The following is a 15,274-nucleotide window of genomic DNA, read 5'->3' on the forward strand; positions in this document are numbered from 1 at the left end:
CCCATTCCAGACTGGAGCAAAATAGTAATAGTCGGAGAAGATCGGTGCCTTCATGCTGTCCTGCGCCTTCGCGGCGCGATGTTCTTGCCACCGCGAGCATCGGGGCTCTCGCGACGGGATGGGGGGCGGTGATGCCCGCCACCGCATGGGCACGGGGCGGCGTCGGCCCCCAGCCGATGGGGCGGGCCCCCGCCACCGTCGTCCAGCCCTTCGACATGGCCGATGTCACGCTGGAGGACAGCCCCTTCCTCCACGCGCAGAAGATGACCGAGGCGTATCTGATGCGGCTCCAGCCCGACCGGATGCTCGCCAATTTCCGCACCAATGCCGGTCTGAAGCCCAAGGCTCCGGTCTATGGCGGCTGGGAGTCGGAGGCCCAATGGGCGGACATCAACTGCCATGGCCATACGCTGGGCCATTATCTCTCCGCCTGTGCGCTCGCCTATCGCGCCACGCGGGACAAGCGCTATCGCCAGAGGATCGATTATATCGCGAACGAGCTGGCGGCCTGCCAGCAGGCGGCGGGCACCGGCCTGGTCTGCGCCTTTCCCAAGGGCCCGGCGCTGGTCGCCGCGCATCTTCGCGGTGAGCCGATTACGGGGGTGCCCTGGTACACGCTCCACAAGCTCTATGCCGGGCTTCGTGACTCGGCGCTGCTGGCGGACAGCGAACCGGCGCGCGGCGTCCTGATCCGGCTGGCCGACTGGGGCGTCGTCGCCACCAGGCCACTGTCCGACGAGCAGTTCGAGACGATGCTGCAAACCGAATATGGCGGCATGAACGAGGTCTATGCCGATCTGTATTTCATGACCGGGAACGAGGAATATCGCCGGGTCGCGCAGCGTTTCTCGCAAAAGGCGGTGATGGCCCCGCTGGTCAAGGGTCAAGACCATCTCGACGGGATGCATGCCAACACCCAGATTCCCAAGATCATCGGTTTCCAGCGGGTGTTCGAGGCGACGGGCGACGACGCCTATCGCGATGCCGCCGCCTTTTTCTGGCGGACCGTGGCGCATACCCGCGCCTTCGCCACCGGCGGGCATGGCGATGCGGAGCATTTCTTCGCCATGGCCGATTTCGACAAGCATGTCTTTTCGGCCAAGGGATCGGAAACCTGCTGCCAGCACAATATGCTGAAACTGACCCGCGCGTTGTTCCTGCACGATCCGCGCGCCGAATATGCCGATTATTATGAGCGGACGCTCTACAACGGCATCCTCGCCTCGCAGGACCCGGAGTCGGGGATGGCGACCTATTTTCAGGGCGCACGGCCCGGCTATATGAAGCTCTATCACACCCCGGAGGACAGCTTCTGGTGCTGCACGGGCACGGGGATGGAAAATCATGTGAAGTATCGCGATTCGATCTACTTCCATGACGATCGCGCGCTTTATGTGAACCTGTTCATCCCTTCGACCGTGACCTGGGCCGACAAGGGTGCGGTGCTGACCCAGGAAACGACCTTCCCGGAGGCGGCGAACACCCGGTTCCGCTGGAAACTGCGCCAGCCGACCGAACTGACGCTGAAACTCCGTCACCCGAAATGGAGCCGTACCGCGACCCTGCTGGTCAACGGCACCGCGGTTTCGCATTCGGACAGGCCCGGCCGCTATGCCGAACTGACCCGGACGTGGAAGACCGGCGACACGGTGGAATGGCGGCTGGTCATGGAACCCGGCGTCGAAAGCGCCCCCGCCGCGCCGGAGATCGTCGCCTTCACCTATGGTCCGCTGGTACTGGCGGGTGCGCTGGGCCGCGAGGGGCTGGCACCCGGGGCCGACATCATCGTCAGCGAGCGCAAATATGGCGAGTATAACGACACGCCGTTCCAGGCACCCACGCTGTCGGGCGAGCCGGTCGAACTGACCAAGAGGATCACGGCGTCGGGCAAGCCGCTGGAGTTCACCATCCCGGCCGCCGATGGTCAGCCGGTGCGGCTGGTCCCGTACCACCGCATCGCGCATGAGCGCTACGCGACCTATTGGAAGCTGGCCTGAACGCAACGCACTGGCCGCCCCCCCCCGGCGAAGGCCGGGGGCCAGATGCCATGCCGCGCGGGGCGGAGCGCACGCTTCTCGACAAACGACACAGCGACTGAACCCCGGCCCTTGCCGGGGTGGAACCATGCGATGATGTTGGGAATGGTGGGCGATGACGGGCTCGAACCGCCGACATTCTCGGTGTAAACGAGACGCTCTACCAACTGAGCTAATCGCCCCCTCGGGGGTAAGCCCCGCCTAATGCCGATGCGCGTCGCGTCTGGCAAGCCGCTTTTGTGCGGCCAACCCATCTGGTTCGTTTGTTGGATACAATGCCGACCACATTCGGTACATAACGGGAACATCGAGGGTGGGTGCGGTCGACGGGAGCGGCCGAAACCGCGCTCGATGTTTCGGGGGGAGCGGGGATGGCCGGAACGGGGGAGGGCGCGCGGTGGACGCAGGCGCGGCGACGGCAATTCCTGGAGGCGCTGGCGGTCAGCGCCGATGCGGGGCTGGCGGCACAGGCGATGGGAGAGACGCTGCGGGCCGTACAGGCTCTGCGGCGGCGCGACCGGGCCTTTGGCGAGGCCTGGGACCAGGCGATCGACGCGGCGCACGCGCTGGTCGAGGAAGGGCTGCTGCGCCGGATGCTCGCCCTGTTGGCGGCCGAGGACGGGGAGGGGGGCGGAGAGGCCGGTGCGGGGACCACCGGCCTCTCCATCACCCCGCCGCTCCACGCCACCGAGGTGCAACTTTATCTGAAGCTCCTCGCGCGCCGCGATGCGCTGGCCGGTGAAACCGGCAACGCGGCGGCGCGGGCCGATGCGGCCGAGACCGATGCGGCGCTGGAACGCGCGCTGGACGGGCTGGCGCGGCGGCGGTTGAAGGGGGGGATGGCGTGATGGCGGGACAGGATGCGGCGACGCGGCTTGCCACGCTGGCGATGCTGGAACCGCATGCGCGGGGGCAGGCGCTGGCGTCGCTGACCCCGGCACAGAAGCGCGAACTGGTCGAGCGATGGGAATTATGGGCGCATGACGGACAGGTCGCGCCGCCGGGCGACTGGCGGGTCTGGCTGATCCGGGCGGGGCGCGGTTTCGGCAAGACGCGGGCGGGCGCGGAATGGGTGAGCGCGCTCGCCCGCGACAATCCCGGCGCGCGGATCGCGCTGATGGGGGCGACCCTGCGGGATGTCGAGCGGGTGATGGTGCGCGGCGAAAGCGGGCTGCTGGCGGTGGCGCGCAAGGGCGAGACGCCCCGCTGGATCGGCAGTCTGGGGCAGGTGCATTTCGCATCCGGCGCGATCGGCTTCGCCTATTCGGCGGCGGCGCCCGAGGCTCTGCGTGGCCCGCAGCATCATGCGGCTTGGTGCGACGAACTGGGCAAGTGGAAGGGGGAGGCCGGATGGGACAATCTGATGATGACGCTCCGGCTGGGGCAGCATCCCCGCGTGCTGGTCACGACGACGCCGCGTGCGACGCCCCTGATGCGCAAGGTCATGGCGCTGCCCGATTGCGTCGAGACGATCGGGCGGACCAGCGACAATGCGCATCTGCCCGACAGCTTCCAGGACGCGATGCTGGCGCAATATGGCGACACGCGGCTGGGGCGGCAGGAACTGGACGGCGAGATGGTCGACGACCGCGAGGGGGCCCTGTGGAGCCGTGCGCTGCTCGACCGGCAGCGGGCCAAGACCGTGCCCGCGCTCGACCGGGTGGTGGTCGGCGTCGATCCGCCTGCGACCAGCGGCGGCGATGCCTGCGGGATCGTCGCGGTCGGGCTGGGGCGCGACGGCCATGGCTATGTGCTGGAGGATGCGAGCGAGGCCGGGCTGTCGCCCGAGGGCTGGGCGGCACGGGTGGCGGGCTGCGCCCGGCGCAACCGGGCGGACCGCGTGGTGGCCGAACGCAACCAGGGCGGCGACATGGTGGAAAGCGTGCTGCGGCTCGCCGATCCGACCCTGCCGGTGCATCTGGTCCATGCCTCCATTGGCAAGGCCGCGCGGGCGGAGCCGGTGTCCTTTCTCTATGCGCAGGGGCGGGTGTGGCATTCGCGCGGTTTCCCGGCGCTGGAGGACGAATTGTGCGGGCTTGGGGTGGCGGGCGCCTATGAGGGACCGGGCCGCTCGCCGGATCGCGCCGATGCGCTGGTCTGGGCGCTGACCGAACTGATGCTGTCGGGGCGCGGGGCCCCGGGGATACGGAATCTCTGACCCCGTCATCCCAGCAAAGGCTGGGATCTCTGGGTAGCGCGGGAATCGGTCGAGAAAGGCCCCAGCTTCCGCTGGGGCGACGAACGCAAGCCTTTCGAGGAGCAGATACGATGAGGATGTTCGGTCGCAAGACCGGGCGGGGGACGCTGCGTCCTTTGCTCGGGCTGGGCTTGGCCCGGTCGGGGGTGCCGCTGACGGGTGCGGCTCCGTCCTATGAAACCCAGGTGCGCGAGGGCTATCTGCGCAATCCGGTGGCGCAGCGCGCGGTGCGGATGGTCGCGGGCGGGCTGGCCGATGCGCCGCTGACCGCCTCGCACCCCGAACTGGTCGCACTGGTCGCGGCGCGCAGCGAGGGGCAGGCGCTGCTGGAGACGGTGGCGACGCACATGCTCTTGCACGGCAATGCCTATGTGCAGGTGCTGCGCGATGCCGATGGCCACGCCGCCGAACTCTTCGCGCTCCGCCCCGAGCGGGTGGCGATGGAGCTGGATGCGAGCGGCTGGCCCGCCGCCTATCTCTACCGAGCGGGCGGGCGGGTGACGACGCTGCCGGTCGATCCGGTCCGGCCGCAGGTCGTGCATCTGAAGAGCTGCCATCCGCTCGACGATCATTATGGGCTGGGCTGCCTGGGCGCGGCGGCGGGGGCGATCGCGATCCACAATGCGGCCGCCGCCTGGAACCGCGCGCTGCTCGACAATGCGGCACGGCCTTCGGGCGCGCTGGTCTATGATCCCGGCGACGGTTCGACCCTGACCCCGGACCAGTTCGAGCGGTTGCGCGCCGAGATGGAGGGCTTTGCGGGCAGCGGCAATGCCGGGCGTCCGCTGCTGCTGGAGGGCGGGCTGAAATGGCAGGCGCTGAGCCTGACGCCCGCAGAACTGGACTTCATCGCGGCCAAGTCGTCGGCGGCGCGTGAGATCGCTTTGGCCTTTGGCGTGCCGCCGATGCTGCTCGGCCTGCCCGGCGACAACACCTATGCCAATTACCGCGAGGCGAACCGCGCGCTGTGGCGGCAGGCGATCCTGCCTCTGGCGGGGGCGATGCTGAGCGGACTGGCGCAGGGGCTGTCGGGCTGGTTCGAGGGGGCGAGCCTGTCGGTCGATATCAACCGCGTCACCGCGCTGGCCGAGGAGCGGCAGATGCTGTGGCAGATGGCCGCCAGCGCCGATTTCCTCGATCCGGCTGAGAAACGCCAGATGGTCGGCCTGTCATGAGCGGCCCCCAACTCGACACCAATATTCTGGCGCGCCTGCTCGCGCAGGCGGCGGATAGCGGCGCGGACCTCGTGACCCTGCGCGCGGTCGCGGAGGAGGCTGGCGAACTGGGCGCGACGCGGGCGCTGACCCGGCTGGGCCTGGCCGATGCGGAGGCGGCGGGTGATGTCGCCGAACTGCGCGAACTGCTGTCGGCGTGGCGCGAGGCCAAGTCGTCGGTGTGGAAAAGCGCGGTCGGCTGGCTGAGCCGGTTGCTCGGTGCGCTGCTGCTGGCCGGGATCGCGATGCGGCTGGGGATGGAGGACTGGCTGAAATGAGCCTCTCCTTCACCGGCTATGCCGCGATCTGGGACCGGATGGACCGGGCCGGCGATGTCATGCGGCGCGGCGCCTTCGCCGGGGCGGCGCATGTGCCGTTGCTCTGGCAGCATCGGGGGGATGCGATGGGGCGCATCACTGCCCTGGCCGAGGATGACACCGGCCTCGCGGTCGAGGGCGTGGTCGATGACCCGGCGCTCGCCGCGCTGGTCCGGGCGGGTGCGGTGGCGGGGCTGTCGGTCGGTTATCGGCCGCGCGTCGTCCACCAGGGCGCGGCCCGCGCGATCCTGTCGGGGGAGCTTCTCGAAATCAGCCTGGTGACGGTGCCGATGCAGCCGCTCGCCCGCGTGATTCACATTTCAACCAAGGGGGATTGATATGGACGTGATCGAACGACCTGTGCTCGATGGTGCACGCAAGAGCGGTGGTGCCTTTGACGGCTATGTGCGCAGCGGCATCACCGTCGAGATGAAGGCCTTTACCGGCACCACCGGGGACAGCGGCGGTTTCGCCGTGCCGCGCGAGATCGACGCCGCGATCGCATCCGTGCTGCAAAGCGTGTCGCCGATCCGCAGCATCGCCAATGTCGTGACGGTCGGGTCGGCGGGGTATCGCAAGCTGGTGACCACCGGCGGCACCCCCTCCGGCTGGGCGAGCGAGACGGCGGCGCGGCCCGAGACGGCGACGCCCAGTTTCGTAGAGCTCGCGCCGCCGATGGGCGAGCTTTACGCCAACCCCTCGGCCAGCCAGGCGATGCTGGACGATGCCGCGTTCGACGTGGAGGGATGGCTCGCGGGGGAGATCGCGACCGAGTTCGCGCGGGCGGAGGGGCAGGCCTTCGTCAGTGGATCGGGCGTCAACCGGCCCAAGGGGCTGCTGACCAGCCCGAGCTCCACCGCCAAGGACGGTGCGCGCCCCTTCGGCACGCTGCAATATCTGGCCAGCGGCGGGCCCGGAGCGTTCGGGCCCAAGCAGGAGGAGCGGCTGGTCGATCTGGTCCAGAGCCTGCGCGCCCCGTATCGCCAGGGTGCGTGCTTCGTGATGAATGCCGCGACCTCTTCGACCATTCGCAAGATGAAGACATCCGACGGCCAGTTCCTCTGGGCGCCGGGCCTGATCGCGGGACAGCCCGCGACGCTGCTCGGCTATCCGGTGGTCGAGGCGGAGGACATGCCCGATATCGCGGAGAATAACTTCGCCATCGCGTTCGGCAATTTCCAGGCGGGCTATCTGATTACCGAGCGTGCCGAGACCGCGATCCTGCGCGATCCGTACAGCAACAAGCCGTTCGTGACCTTCTACGCCACGCGCCGCGTGGGCGGCTGCGTCAGCGACTCGGAGGCGATCAAGCTGATGAAGTTCTCCACGAACTAAGGGGAAAAATCGGGGCAGCCAGCAGGGAGGCTGCCCCGTAGTTCAGGGAGGATGCCGGACCGGCCGGGGGGCGCGGGTCGGCATGGCCGGTGCCCAAGGGGGTAGGCGGGCAGCGGCTGACCGAGTCTCTGCTCCCGAACTGTGACGTCCGTGTGTCGGAGCTGTCGCAACTTGTATCGGTGAAGGAGAATTCATGATGAGCGGGACGATGGAGCCCATGCCCGCCGCGACCGTCACGGCGGCGGCGGGGGTCGTGCGCGCCCTGTTGCGGCTGGAGGAGGGGAATGAGGCGGCGCTGGTCGAGCGAGTCGCGGGCGTCGCGCTGGGGCTGGCCGAATCCTTCTGCGGACAGGTGCTGATCCAGCGCGCAGGCGAGCAATGGCTGGCGGGCGCGGCGGATTGGCAGGCGATCGGGGTGACTCCAATCCGCGCGATCCTGTCGGTCGGTGATGGGGTGGGTGAGATCGACCGCGAAGGGCGCGGCTGGGTCCGGGCGAGCGACCCGGTGACGGTCTCGTTCCGCGCCGGGCTGGCCGAGGGCTGGACCGCTCTGCCGCCCGAGATCGCGCATGGCGTGGCGATCATGGGTGCGCATCTGTTCGACAATCGTGACGCCGCCGCCGTGCCACCCGCCGCCGTCGCCGCCCTGTGGCGGCCCTGGCGGCGGATGCGGCTCGATGGGCCGAGGCGCATGGCATGACCGCGCGGGAGGCGCTGCGGGGCGGATTGCTGGCAGGCTTGCGCCGCGCGCTGCAACCGCTGGCGGTGAGCGTCTTCGACGCCGCGCCTGTCCGGGCGAGCGTGCCGCAGGCGGTGCTGGGCGAACCGAGCACCGCCGACTGGGGCGCGGCGGGGATCGAGGGGTGCGAACTGCGCGTCACCGTCACCCTGACCGACGAGGGCGAGCAGCCCCGGAGACTGCGCACCGCGATGCAAGCGGTCGAGGGGATCGTCCTGCCGGACATGCTGGCGGACGGATGGCGGGTCGCCGGTCTGGGCGTGACCGCGACCCGGATGACGAAGGGCGGCGCGCGCTGGACCGCGAGCATCGAATGGCGCGCCCGGTTGTGGCGCGCCGAGAGCACAGACCGGCAATAAGGGGCCGGCAATAAGGGGCCGGCAATAAGGGGGAAGCGATATGGCAATCGAAAAGGGAAGCGCCTTTCTGCTCAAGATCGGCGACGGGGCGGAGCCGCCCGCCTTCGCGACGATGGCGGGGCTGCGCACCACGCAATTGTCGATCAATGGCGAGACGGTGGTGGTCACCAGCAAGGATTCGGGCGGCTGGCGCGAACTGCTGTCGGGGGCGGGCGTGCGGCACGTCAGCGTGGCCGGGGCGGGCGTGTTCACCGGATCGGCGGCGGAAGCGCGGATGCGCGGCCATGCGCTGGCGGGGACGATCGAGACCTATCGGCTGAGCTTCGAAAGCGGGGGCTCGATGACCGGGCGATTCCTCGTCACCCGCCTCGACTATAGCGGGGATTTCGGCGGCGAGCGGACCTATACGCTGGCGCTGGAAAGCTCCGGTGCGGTGGTGGCGGCATGAGCGCGCCGGCGAATCCCATGCGCGGCGAGGCGAGCGTGCGGGTCGGCGGTGCCGAACTGGTGGTGCGGCCGAGTTTCCAGGCGCTGGTCGCGGCAGAGGGCGAAATCGGCCCGCTGTTCGAGCTGGTCGAGCGCGCGGGCGCGGGGAAATTGTCGCTTGGCGAGGCGGCGGCGCTGATCTGGCACTGCCTGCGCGAGGTGCCCGAGGGGCGGAGCCGCGAGCAATTGGGCGAGGCGCTGGTCGAACTCGGGCTGGCGGCGCTGGCACCCGTGCTGCGGCAATTGCTGCGCCAGATACTGGGCGGGAAATGACCTTCGCCGAGGAGGCGGGGCGGCTGGCGGGGATGGCGGGCGCGGTGCTGGGCTGGTCGCCCGACCGCTTCTGGCGCGCCACCCCGGCCGAGCTTCAGGCGATCGTGACGGCGATGACGGGGCGGTCCGAGGACGGTCCCCCTTCGCCCGCCACGCTCGCCCGATTGCGGGAGATGTATCCAGATGGATGAACAGGAATGGGCGCCCCGCATCGATATGCGGGGGTTCGCCGCCGACATGGCGGCGATGCGCGGCGAATTGTCGCGGGGGCTGGGCGACGCGGCCGAACTGGGCGCGCGGACTATCGAGGGATCGCTGCTGCGCGCGGCCCGGACGGGCAGGTTCGGGTTCGAGGAGTTGAAGGCGACCGCCTTGTCGGCACTCGATTCGATCGCCCGCGCGGCATTGCGGCAAGGGGTGGCATCGGCCGGAGGCGGATCGGGATTGCTGGCGCTGCTGGGCGGCCTCGTGTCGGGGCTGCCCGGCCGCGCGACCGGCGGGCCGGTGTCGCCCGACCGGCCCTATCTGGTGGGCGAGCGCGGGCCCGAGATGTTCGTGCCGACCAGCAGTGGACGGGTGGAGACGCTGAACGCCGGTGCAGCGCCCCGCGACGTGCGGGTCGCGATCACGGTCCAGGCGGGGCCGGGCGAGGCGGCGGGCGTTCTGCAACGCTCCAGCCGACAGGTCGCGCGCGCGGTCCGTGCGGCGCTGGCTGAGGATTGAGGGGAGGGGCCGATGCAATGGTGTCTGCATGGCGAACGCCGGGCGCAGCGGAGCGATATGCTGTCGCGCTTCGATCCGCGGTACTGGACGGTCGACTTTCCGCGCCCGATGATGGCGGCGGTGGTGACGACGGCGCCGGACGCGCTGCGCGTCGACACGGTCTTCTACCGCGCCGACGATCTGGCGGGGCTGATCTGGGAATCGGCGGACCGGCACGACCACCCGCTGCTGCGCTACGATACGGTGCGCGACTATCGCGATTGTCGGTTGCGGTTCCGCTGGCGTTCGGGCGGGATCAGGCCGCTCGACGCGACTCATGGCCCGACGTTGACCATCGAGGGTCGCGATGCGCAGGGGCGGCCCCGCGCCTGGTATGTCCGGCTGTGGAACTATGCGACCGGCACGGCGGAGGATGCCGAGATCATCCTCGACTTCGCCGACCTGGCGGGCGGGTTCCGATTTCCCGATGACCGCGATCCCGTCTGGGCGGGTGATATCGACCGGATGTTCGTCTCGCTCGTCGCGCCCGACTATGATGCGGCGGCCCGATTTCTGGCCCAGCCGCAGGAGGGGTGGGTCGAGCTGACCGGCATCGCCTGTGACGGACCGGGCGCGGTGATCGCCATCGGCGCGGCGGTGCTGCCCGAGCAGGGCTTCGGCATCGCGAGCGGCTATGACGACAGCTATCACCTGACGCCGCAGCGTTTGCTGCGCAACATGCTGCACCTCGGCTATCGCGGCACGATCGTCCATTATGTCGGCATGAGCCATTATTTCCGGCTCGAACGCAGCGGGGAGGGGCTGTACGCCAGTCTGGCGGGCGGGGCGCTGAACACGGCCTGTCAGGCATGGCATCGCGGTTTCGCGGGCGAGGCCAGGGCGCTGGGCTATGACCTGATCTGGTCGCTGTCCTATGAACTGTTCGACGCGCATTGCTGGGGCGACTGGAAGCAGCGCTCGGCCGATGGCGCGCCCGCGCTGACCGGCTGGTCGCCGCCCTCCACCCTGCTCAGCCCGGCGCATGGCGGCGCGATGGCCTATCTCCAGGCGGTCGCACGGGCCTTTCTGGCGATCGGACGCGCGGCGGGGCTGCCCCCCAAATTCCAGGTGGGCGAACCCTGGTGGTGGGTGCGCCCCTCCGACGGCGCGCCATGCCTGTACGACGCGGCGGCGGTGGCGGCCTTCGCGCCGGTGCCGATCGCAAGCATGGCGGGCACGAAAAGCCCGGCGGAGCGCGACACGCTCGACCGGGCGGGGGCGTGTCTGGCGGCCTCGACCGCGGCGTTGTGCGCGGCGGCGAAGGCGGCGGCGCCCGGATGCGTCACCCATCTGCTCACCTATCTGCCGACCGTCCTCGACGCGCAGGCGCCGGAGGCCAAGCGCGCCAACATGCCGATCGGCTGGGCGAGCCCCGCCTTCGATGTGCTGCAACTGGAGGATTATGACTGGGTGACGGCGGGCGACACCGCTGCGACCCGGAAAGGCGTGGCGCTGGCGGAGGCCCGGCTCGGTTATCCGCCGGCGCGCCAGCATTATCTGTCGGGCTTCGTGCTGCGCGCCGATCAGCGGGATCAATGGGGCTGGATCGCCGATGCCGCGCAGGTGGCGCGCGAGCGGGGCGTCGCCGCGACCTTCCTGTGGGCGATGCCCCAGGTGATGCGCGACGGGTTCGTCTGTTGGGAAGGGGAGGGCGAGATGCAGGCTTTGGACGATGTGCTGTTCCCCCTGGCGCTGGGGCGCGAGGCGGAGGTGACGCCGGGTTTCTCCACCGCGATCCTGACCAGCGCGGGCGGGCGCGAGACCCGCAATGCCGCCTGGGCGGAGGCGCGGACGACCTATGATGTCGGCCCCGGCATCCGCTCGGTCGAGGATGTCTCCACGCTGCTCGGCTTCTTCCGGGCGCGGATGGGGCCGGCGCGCGGCTTCCGCCTGCGTGATCCGTTCGACAGCGTCGGCACAGACGAGCGCCTCGGCACCGGCGACGGCACCATTCGCCGCTTTGCGCTGGTCCGGCATTATGGCGATCAGGTGCGACGGATCACCCGGCCGGTCGCGGGCAGCGTCTCGGTGAAGGTCGATGGCGGCGGTGTGGCGGGCTTCGTCGTCGAGCCGGGCGGCTGGCTGTTGCTGGACAGCGCGCCCGCCATGGGCGCGGCGATCACCGCCAGCTTCACCTTCGACGTGCCGGTCCGTTTCGCCGAGGATCGGTTGAGCGCGACGCTGGCCGGGTTCCGGGCGGGCGCGGTGCCCTCGGTCCCGCTGGTCGAGGTGCGCGAGGCATGAGCGCCGATATGGTCACGACATGGGTGCTGTGCTGGCGGATCGATCGGCGCGACGGGGTGACGATCGGGCTGACGGGCCACGATCATGACCTGTGGATCGATGGGCTTCGTTACCGCGCGGCACCCGGCCTGACGCCCAGCGCGATCGTTCGCGGGGACGGGCTGGACCCCGATCTGATGGAGGCGTCGGGCGCGCTGACCAGTGCGGCGATCGGCGAGCGCGATCTGCTGGGCGGTCGCTGGGACGGGGCGAGCGTGGCGGCCATCGCGGTCGACTGGACCGGGGTGGAACCGGCCGTGCCGCTGGGACAGGGGGAGATCGGCACGATGCAACTGGGCGAGGGGGGCTTTACCGCCGAACTGCGTGGCATCGGCGCCTTGCTCGACCAGCCGGTGGCGGAGGAAACCTCGCCCGATTGCCGCGCCGCGCTGGGCGATCGCCGGTGTCGGGTGGCGATGGCGGGGCGGCGGCGACTGGTCCGCGTGACCGGCTGGGACGGCGACGCGACCCTGACCCTCGATGCGGTCGAGCCGGTCGCCAATGCCTATGGCCAGGGGCGGCTGATCTGGTTCGGCGGTGCCAATGCCGGGCTGGAGGCGATGGTCGCGCGGTCGGAGGAAAACCGCATCCGCCTGTCCGCCGCGCCTGCCTTCGCGGTTGAGGGCAGGCCGCTGGTCGAACTGGTCGAGGGCTGCGACAAGCGGCTGGACACCTGCCTGTCGCGCTTCGGCAATGTCGTGAACTTCCGGGGCGAACCGTTCCTGCCGGGCATCGACCTCCTGACCCGGTATCCCGGCGCATGACCGCGCCCCCGATCCACCCGGTCGAAGCGGCGGCGCGGGCGCTGGTCGGCGTGCGGTTCCGGCTGCACGGACGCGAGCCCGTGCAGGGCCTTGATTGCGTCGGGCTGGTCGCGGCGGCGACGGGGCGGGCGGCGCCCACCGGCTATGGCTGGCGCAGCGGGGACGAGCGGCGCGTGGCGGCGCTGCTCGATGAACGGTTCGCGCGGGGTGAGGATCGGCCGGGCGCGGTGATGCTGCTCCGCGCGGGGCCGGGGCAACTGCATCTGGCGATCCGGGTGAGCGACGGGATCGTCCATGCCGATGCGGGCCTCGCCCGGGTCGCATGGCGGCCGGGTGCGCCGCCCTGGCCGGTGCTGGGATATTGGCGGGGGGAGGGATAATGGCGACCTTGGTATTGGGCGCGGTCGGGCGTGCGCTGCTGGGGCCGGTGGGCGGGGCGATCGGCGCGCTGATCGGTAACCGGGTCGATCATGCGGTGCTGGGCCCGCCCCGGCGGCAGGGGCCGCGCCTCACCGAATTGTCGGTCCAGACCTCGACCTATGGGACGCAGGTGCCCGCGGTGTTCGGCACGATGCGGGTGGCGGGCCCGGTCATCTGGGCGACCGACCTGATCGAAAGCCGCGGCGTGACCGGCGGTGCCAAGGGGCGGCCCGCGACCGAAAGCTATAGCTACAGCGCGAATGTCGCGGTCGCGCTGTCGGGCCGGGCGATCCGGCGGGTCGGGCGCATCTGGGCCGATGGGCGACTGCTGCGGGGAAGTGCGGGGGACTTCAAGGTCGCGACGGGCTTTCGCCTCTATCCGGGGACCGAGACGCAAGCCGTCGATCCGCTGATCGCCTCGATCGAGGGGACGCGGGCCTCGGCCTTTCGCGGCATCGCCTATGCGGTGTTCGAGGGGCTGGCGCTGGCCGAGTTCGGCAACCGCATCCCGCAACTGACCTTCGAGGTGGAGGCGGATGCGGCGCCCATCGCCTGCGGGGACATCGCGCAGGCCCTGTCCGGCCGGGTCCGTCCCGGTGATGGCGGGGTGATGGTGGCGGGCTTCGCGGCCGGCGGTGGCAGCATCCGCGCGGTGCTGGACCTGCTCGCGGACATGAGCGGAGGGCAATGGACGGCACAGGGGGGCGGGGTGCGGCTGGTCGTTCCGTCCTCGGGCGAGGCGGCCGTGCATACGGTTCGCGACGACGCCATGGCGGCGCAGGGTCGCGGCCGTCGCGGGCAGTGCGACCGGGCGGCGGAGGCGAGCCTCCCCGCCAGCGTCACCATCGCCTATTACGACCCCGCCCGCGACTATCAGATCGGGATGCAGCGCGCGCGGCGGAGCGGCGGCGTGCGGGACGAGCGGGTGGAACTGGCGGCGGCGATGGATGCCGCGACCGCACGGACGCTGGCGCAGGATCGGCTGGACCGGCGGTCGGCGGAGCGGGTGCGGCGCACGGTGACGCTGGGCCCCGAAGCACTGGCCATCGCGCCGGGCATGATCATCGCCATTGATGGCGAGGCGGGACGCTGGCGCGTGGTCGAGGCGGTGTGGGAGGCGATGGCGGTGCGGCTGACCTGCGTGCCGCTGGTCTCCGCCGGGCCGGTCCAGCCCGCCACGCCGGGGCGGATCGCGCGGGATCCCGATCGGATGATCGGCGCGACCCGGCTGGCGGTGTTCGAGACGCCTCCGCCCGACGACCAGCCGCTTGCGGGACCGCGCCTGGCGATCATGGCGGCGGGCGGCCCCGGCTGGCGACAGGCGAACCTGGCCTATAGCCTCGATGGCGGCGCAAGCTGGATCGCGATCGGCACGACCGCGCTGGCGGGGGTGATCGGAACGGTGAGCGCGGTGACGCCGGGCGGCGGCGGCAGGCTGATCGACCGGCGGGGCGGCATCACCGTGACGGTGGCGGAGGATCTGGCCGATGCCGATGCCGCGGCGATCGATGCGGGCGCCAACCTGGCCTGGCTGGGCGAGGAGCTGATCCAGTTCGGCCGCGCCCGCCCGCTGGGCGATGGCCGGTGGCGGTTGAGCGAGCTGCGCCGGGGCCTCCGCGGGACCGAGGCGATGATCGGCCGCGTCGCGCCGGGTGACCGCTTCGTGCTGATCGATCCGGCGGCGACGCGGACGATCGACCTGCCGGTCACGGCACTGGGCGGGGAGGTCCGCGTGCTGGCGCATGGCGTGGGGGATGCAGCGGCGGGCGTCGCGGCGTCGGTGACGATCACCGGCCGCTCGGTCGCACCACCCGCGCCGGTTCACTGGCGCTGCCGTCGCCGATCGGATGGCCGGGTGACGCTGAACTGGACGCGGCGCAGCCGGATCGGCTGGCGCTGGATCGACCGGGTCGACGCGCCCCTGGGTGAGGAACATGAGCGCTACCGCCTGACCATCGGTGACCGGGAGGAGGAGGTCGCCGCCCCCGAATGGACCGGGGCGGCGGCGGACGGAACGCGTGTGACGGTGCGGCAACTGGGAACACTGGCGGCATCGCCGCCGCTGGTCGCGATCATAGGGGAGGGATGA

17 protein-coding genes and 1 tRNA gene are annotated in these 15,274 nt (G+C 70.6%); 17 read left to right on the plus strand and 1 reads right to left on the minus strand.

Annotated features, from left to right (window positions below; all coding sequences use genetic code 11):
• Positions 1-131: 131 nt before the first annotated feature.
• Complete coding sequence (locus ABDV78_RS03190; protein ID WP_343525749.1) at positions 132-1,997, plus strand: beta-L-arabinofuranosidase domain-containing protein; 1,866 nt, start codon at positions 132-134, stop codon at positions 1,995-1,997.
• A 145-nt stretch (positions 1,998-2,142) separates the two neighbouring features.
• Here the strand turns inward: ABDV78_RS03190 and ABDV78_RS03195 are convergent.
• Positions 2,143-2,218: transfer RNA gene (locus ABDV78_RS03195), tRNA-Val, on the minus strand.
• Positions 2,219-2,353: 135 nt separating this feature from the next.
• On the opposite strand from ABDV78_RS03195, the gene ABDV78_RS03200 reads away from it, so the two are divergent.
• From ABDV78_RS03200 to ABDV78_RS03275, 16 genes are all read left to right on the plus strand, one after another.
• Positions 2,354-2,884 carry a hypothetical protein gene (locus ABDV78_RS03200; RefSeq protein WP_343525751.1) on the plus strand — a complete coding sequence of 177 codons (531 nt, stop codon included), beginning with the start codon at positions 2,354-2,356 and terminating at the stop codon, positions 2,882-2,884.
• Positions 2,884-4,194 carry a terminase family protein gene (locus ABDV78_RS03205; protein WP_343525867.1) on the plus strand — a complete coding sequence of 437 codons (1,311 nt, stop codon included), beginning with the start codon at positions 2,884-2,886 and terminating at the stop codon, positions 4,192-4,194. The genes ABDV78_RS03200 and ABDV78_RS03205 overlap by 1 nt, the downstream gene beginning before the upstream one ends.
• A 110-nt stretch (positions 4,195-4,304) precedes the next feature.
• Positions 4,305-5,408: a phage portal protein gene (locus ABDV78_RS03210; protein ID WP_343525753.1), complete on the plus strand. Its 1,104-nt coding sequence runs from the start codon at positions 4,305-4,307 to the stop codon at positions 5,406-5,408.
• A complete protein-coding gene (locus ABDV78_RS03215; protein WP_343525755.1) occupies positions 5,405-5,725 on the plus strand; it encodes a DUF6127 family protein in 321 nt (106 codons plus the stop codon). The genes ABDV78_RS03210 and ABDV78_RS03215 overlap by 4 nt, the downstream gene beginning before the upstream one ends.
• Entirely contained in the window at positions 5,722-6,102 is a 381-nt protein-coding gene (locus tag ABDV78_RS03220; protein ID WP_343525756.1) for an HK97 family phage prohead protease, read from the plus strand. Before ABDV78_RS03215 ends, ABDV78_RS03220 begins: the two co-directional genes overlap by 4 nt.
• A gap of 1 nt (position 6,103) precedes the next feature.
• Entirely contained in the window at positions 6,104-7,099 is a 996-nt protein-coding gene (locus ABDV78_RS03225; protein WP_343525757.1) for a phage major capsid protein, read from the plus strand.
• A gap of 193 nt (positions 7,100-7,292) precedes the next feature.
• Positions 7,293-7,799, plus strand: a complete 507-nt coding sequence (locus ABDV78_RS03230; protein WP_343525758.1) for a hypothetical protein — start codon at positions 7,293-7,295, stop codon at positions 7,797-7,799.
• The gene (locus ABDV78_RS03235; protein ID WP_343525759.1) at positions 7,796-8,197 is read left to right on the plus strand and encodes a DUF3168 domain-containing protein; all 402 of its coding nucleotides are present in this window, start codon (positions 7,796-7,798) and stop codon (positions 8,195-8,197) included. The genes ABDV78_RS03230 and ABDV78_RS03235 overlap by 4 nt, the downstream gene beginning before the upstream one ends.
• 40 nt (positions 8,198-8,237) lie before the next feature.
• Positions 8,238-8,645 carry a phage major tail protein, TP901-1 family gene (locus ABDV78_RS03240; RefSeq protein ID WP_267435402.1) on the plus strand — a complete coding sequence of 136 codons (408 nt, stop codon included), beginning with the start codon at positions 8,238-8,240 and terminating at the stop codon, positions 8,643-8,645.
• Entirely contained in the window at positions 8,642-8,956 is a 315-nt protein-coding gene (locus ABDV78_RS03245) for a gene transfer agent family protein (RefSeq protein WP_343525761.1), read from the plus strand. Before ABDV78_RS03240 ends, ABDV78_RS03245 begins: the two co-directional genes overlap by 4 nt.
• On the plus strand, positions 8,953-9,147 hold the full coding sequence (locus ABDV78_RS03250; protein WP_343525762.1) for a phage tail assembly chaperone: 195 nt from the start codon (positions 8,953-8,955) through the stop codon (positions 9,145-9,147). Before ABDV78_RS03245 ends, ABDV78_RS03250 begins: the two co-directional genes overlap by 4 nt.
• Positions 9,140-9,679 (plus strand): tail tape measure protein, encoded by a 540-nt coding sequence (locus ABDV78_RS03255; RefSeq protein ID WP_343525764.1) that lies wholly within the window; start codon positions 9,140-9,142, stop codon positions 9,677-9,679. The genes ABDV78_RS03250 and ABDV78_RS03255 overlap by 8 nt, the downstream gene beginning before the upstream one ends.
• A gap of 12 nt (positions 9,680-9,691) precedes the next feature.
• Positions 9,692-11,962, plus strand: coding sequence for a DUF2460 domain-containing protein (locus ABDV78_RS03260; protein WP_343525765.1), 2,271 nt, complete (start codon positions 9,692-9,694; stop codon positions 11,960-11,962).
• The gene (locus ABDV78_RS03265) at positions 11,959-12,765 is read left to right on the plus strand and encodes a DUF2163 domain-containing protein (RefSeq protein ID WP_343525766.1); all 807 of its coding nucleotides are present in this window, start codon (positions 11,959-11,961) and stop codon (positions 12,763-12,765) included. The genes ABDV78_RS03260 and ABDV78_RS03265 overlap by 4 nt, the downstream gene beginning before the upstream one ends.
• Complete coding sequence (locus ABDV78_RS03270) at positions 12,762-13,145, plus strand: peptidoglycan endopeptidase (protein ID WP_343525767.1); 384 nt, start codon at positions 12,762-12,764, stop codon at positions 13,143-13,145. The genes ABDV78_RS03265 and ABDV78_RS03270 overlap by 4 nt, the downstream gene beginning before the upstream one ends.
• Positions 13,145-15,274: a phage tail protein gene (locus tag ABDV78_RS03275; RefSeq protein ID WP_343525768.1), complete on the plus strand. Its 2,130-nt coding sequence runs from the start codon at positions 13,145-13,147 to the stop codon at positions 15,272-15,274. The genes ABDV78_RS03270 and ABDV78_RS03275 overlap by 1 nt, the downstream gene beginning before the upstream one ends.

This window comes from Sphingomonas sp. (assembly GCF_039594485.1).
GTDB lineage: Bacteria > Pseudomonadota > Alphaproteobacteria > Sphingomonadales > Sphingomonadaceae > Sphingomonas.

Excerpts from the sequence above, each read along its gene's own strand:
- ABDV78_RS03225 (WP_343525757.1), top strand. The coding sequence starts at position 6,104 with ATGGACGTGATCGAACGACCTGTGCTCGATGGTGCACGCAAGAGCGGT.
- ABDV78_RS03205 (WP_343525867.1), top strand. The coding sequence starts at position 2,884 with ATGGCGGGACAGGATGCGGCGACGCGGCTTGCCACGCTGGCGATGCTG.
- ABDV78_RS03275 (WP_343525768.1), top strand. The coding sequence starts at position 13,145 with ATGGCGACCTTGGTATTGGGCGCGGTCGGGCGTGCGCTGCTGGGGCCG.
- ABDV78_RS03250 (WP_343525762.1), top strand. The coding sequence starts at position 8,953 with ATGACCTTCGCCGAGGAGGCGGGGCGGCTGGCGGGGATGGCGGGCGCG.
- ABDV78_RS03240 (WP_267435402.1), top strand. The coding sequence starts at position 8,238 with ATGGCAATCGAAAAGGGAAGCGCCTTTCTGCTCAAGATCGGCGACGGG.
- ABDV78_RS03270 (WP_343525767.1), top strand. The coding sequence starts at position 12,762 with ATGACCGCGCCCCCGATCCACCCGGTCGAAGCGGCGGCGCGGGCGCTG.
- ABDV78_RS03230 (WP_343525758.1), top strand. The coding sequence starts at position 7,293 with ATGATGAGCGGGACGATGGAGCCCATGCCCGCCGCGACCGTCACGGCG.
- ABDV78_RS03255 (WP_343525764.1), top strand. The coding sequence starts at position 9,140 with ATGGATGAACAGGAATGGGCGCCCCGCATCGATATGCGGGGGTTCGCC.
- ABDV78_RS03265 (WP_343525766.1), top strand. The coding sequence starts at position 11,959 with ATGAGCGCCGATATGGTCACGACATGGGTGCTGTGCTGGCGGATCGAT.
- ABDV78_RS03260 (WP_343525765.1), top strand. The coding sequence starts at position 9,692 with ATGCAATGGTGTCTGCATGGCGAACGCCGGGCGCAGCGGAGCGATATG.
- ABDV78_RS03210 (WP_343525753.1), top strand. The coding sequence starts at position 4,305 with ATGAGGATGTTCGGTCGCAAGACCGGGCGGGGGACGCTGCGTCCTTTG.
- ABDV78_RS03235 (WP_343525759.1), top strand. The coding sequence starts at position 7,796 with ATGACCGCGCGGGAGGCGCTGCGGGGCGGATTGCTGGCAGGCTTGCGC.
- ABDV78_RS03190 (WP_343525749.1), top strand. The coding sequence starts at position 132 with ATGCCCGCCACCGCATGGGCACGGGGCGGCGTCGGCCCCCAGCCGATG.
- ABDV78_RS03245 (WP_343525761.1), top strand. The coding sequence starts at position 8,642 with ATGAGCGCGCCGGCGAATCCCATGCGCGGCGAGGCGAGCGTGCGGGTC.
- ABDV78_RS03215 (WP_343525755.1), top strand. The coding sequence starts at position 5,405 with ATGAGCGGCCCCCAACTCGACACCAATATTCTGGCGCGCCTGCTCGCG.
- ABDV78_RS03220 (WP_343525756.1), top strand. The coding sequence starts at position 5,722 with ATGAGCCTCTCCTTCACCGGCTATGCCGCGATCTGGGACCGGATGGAC.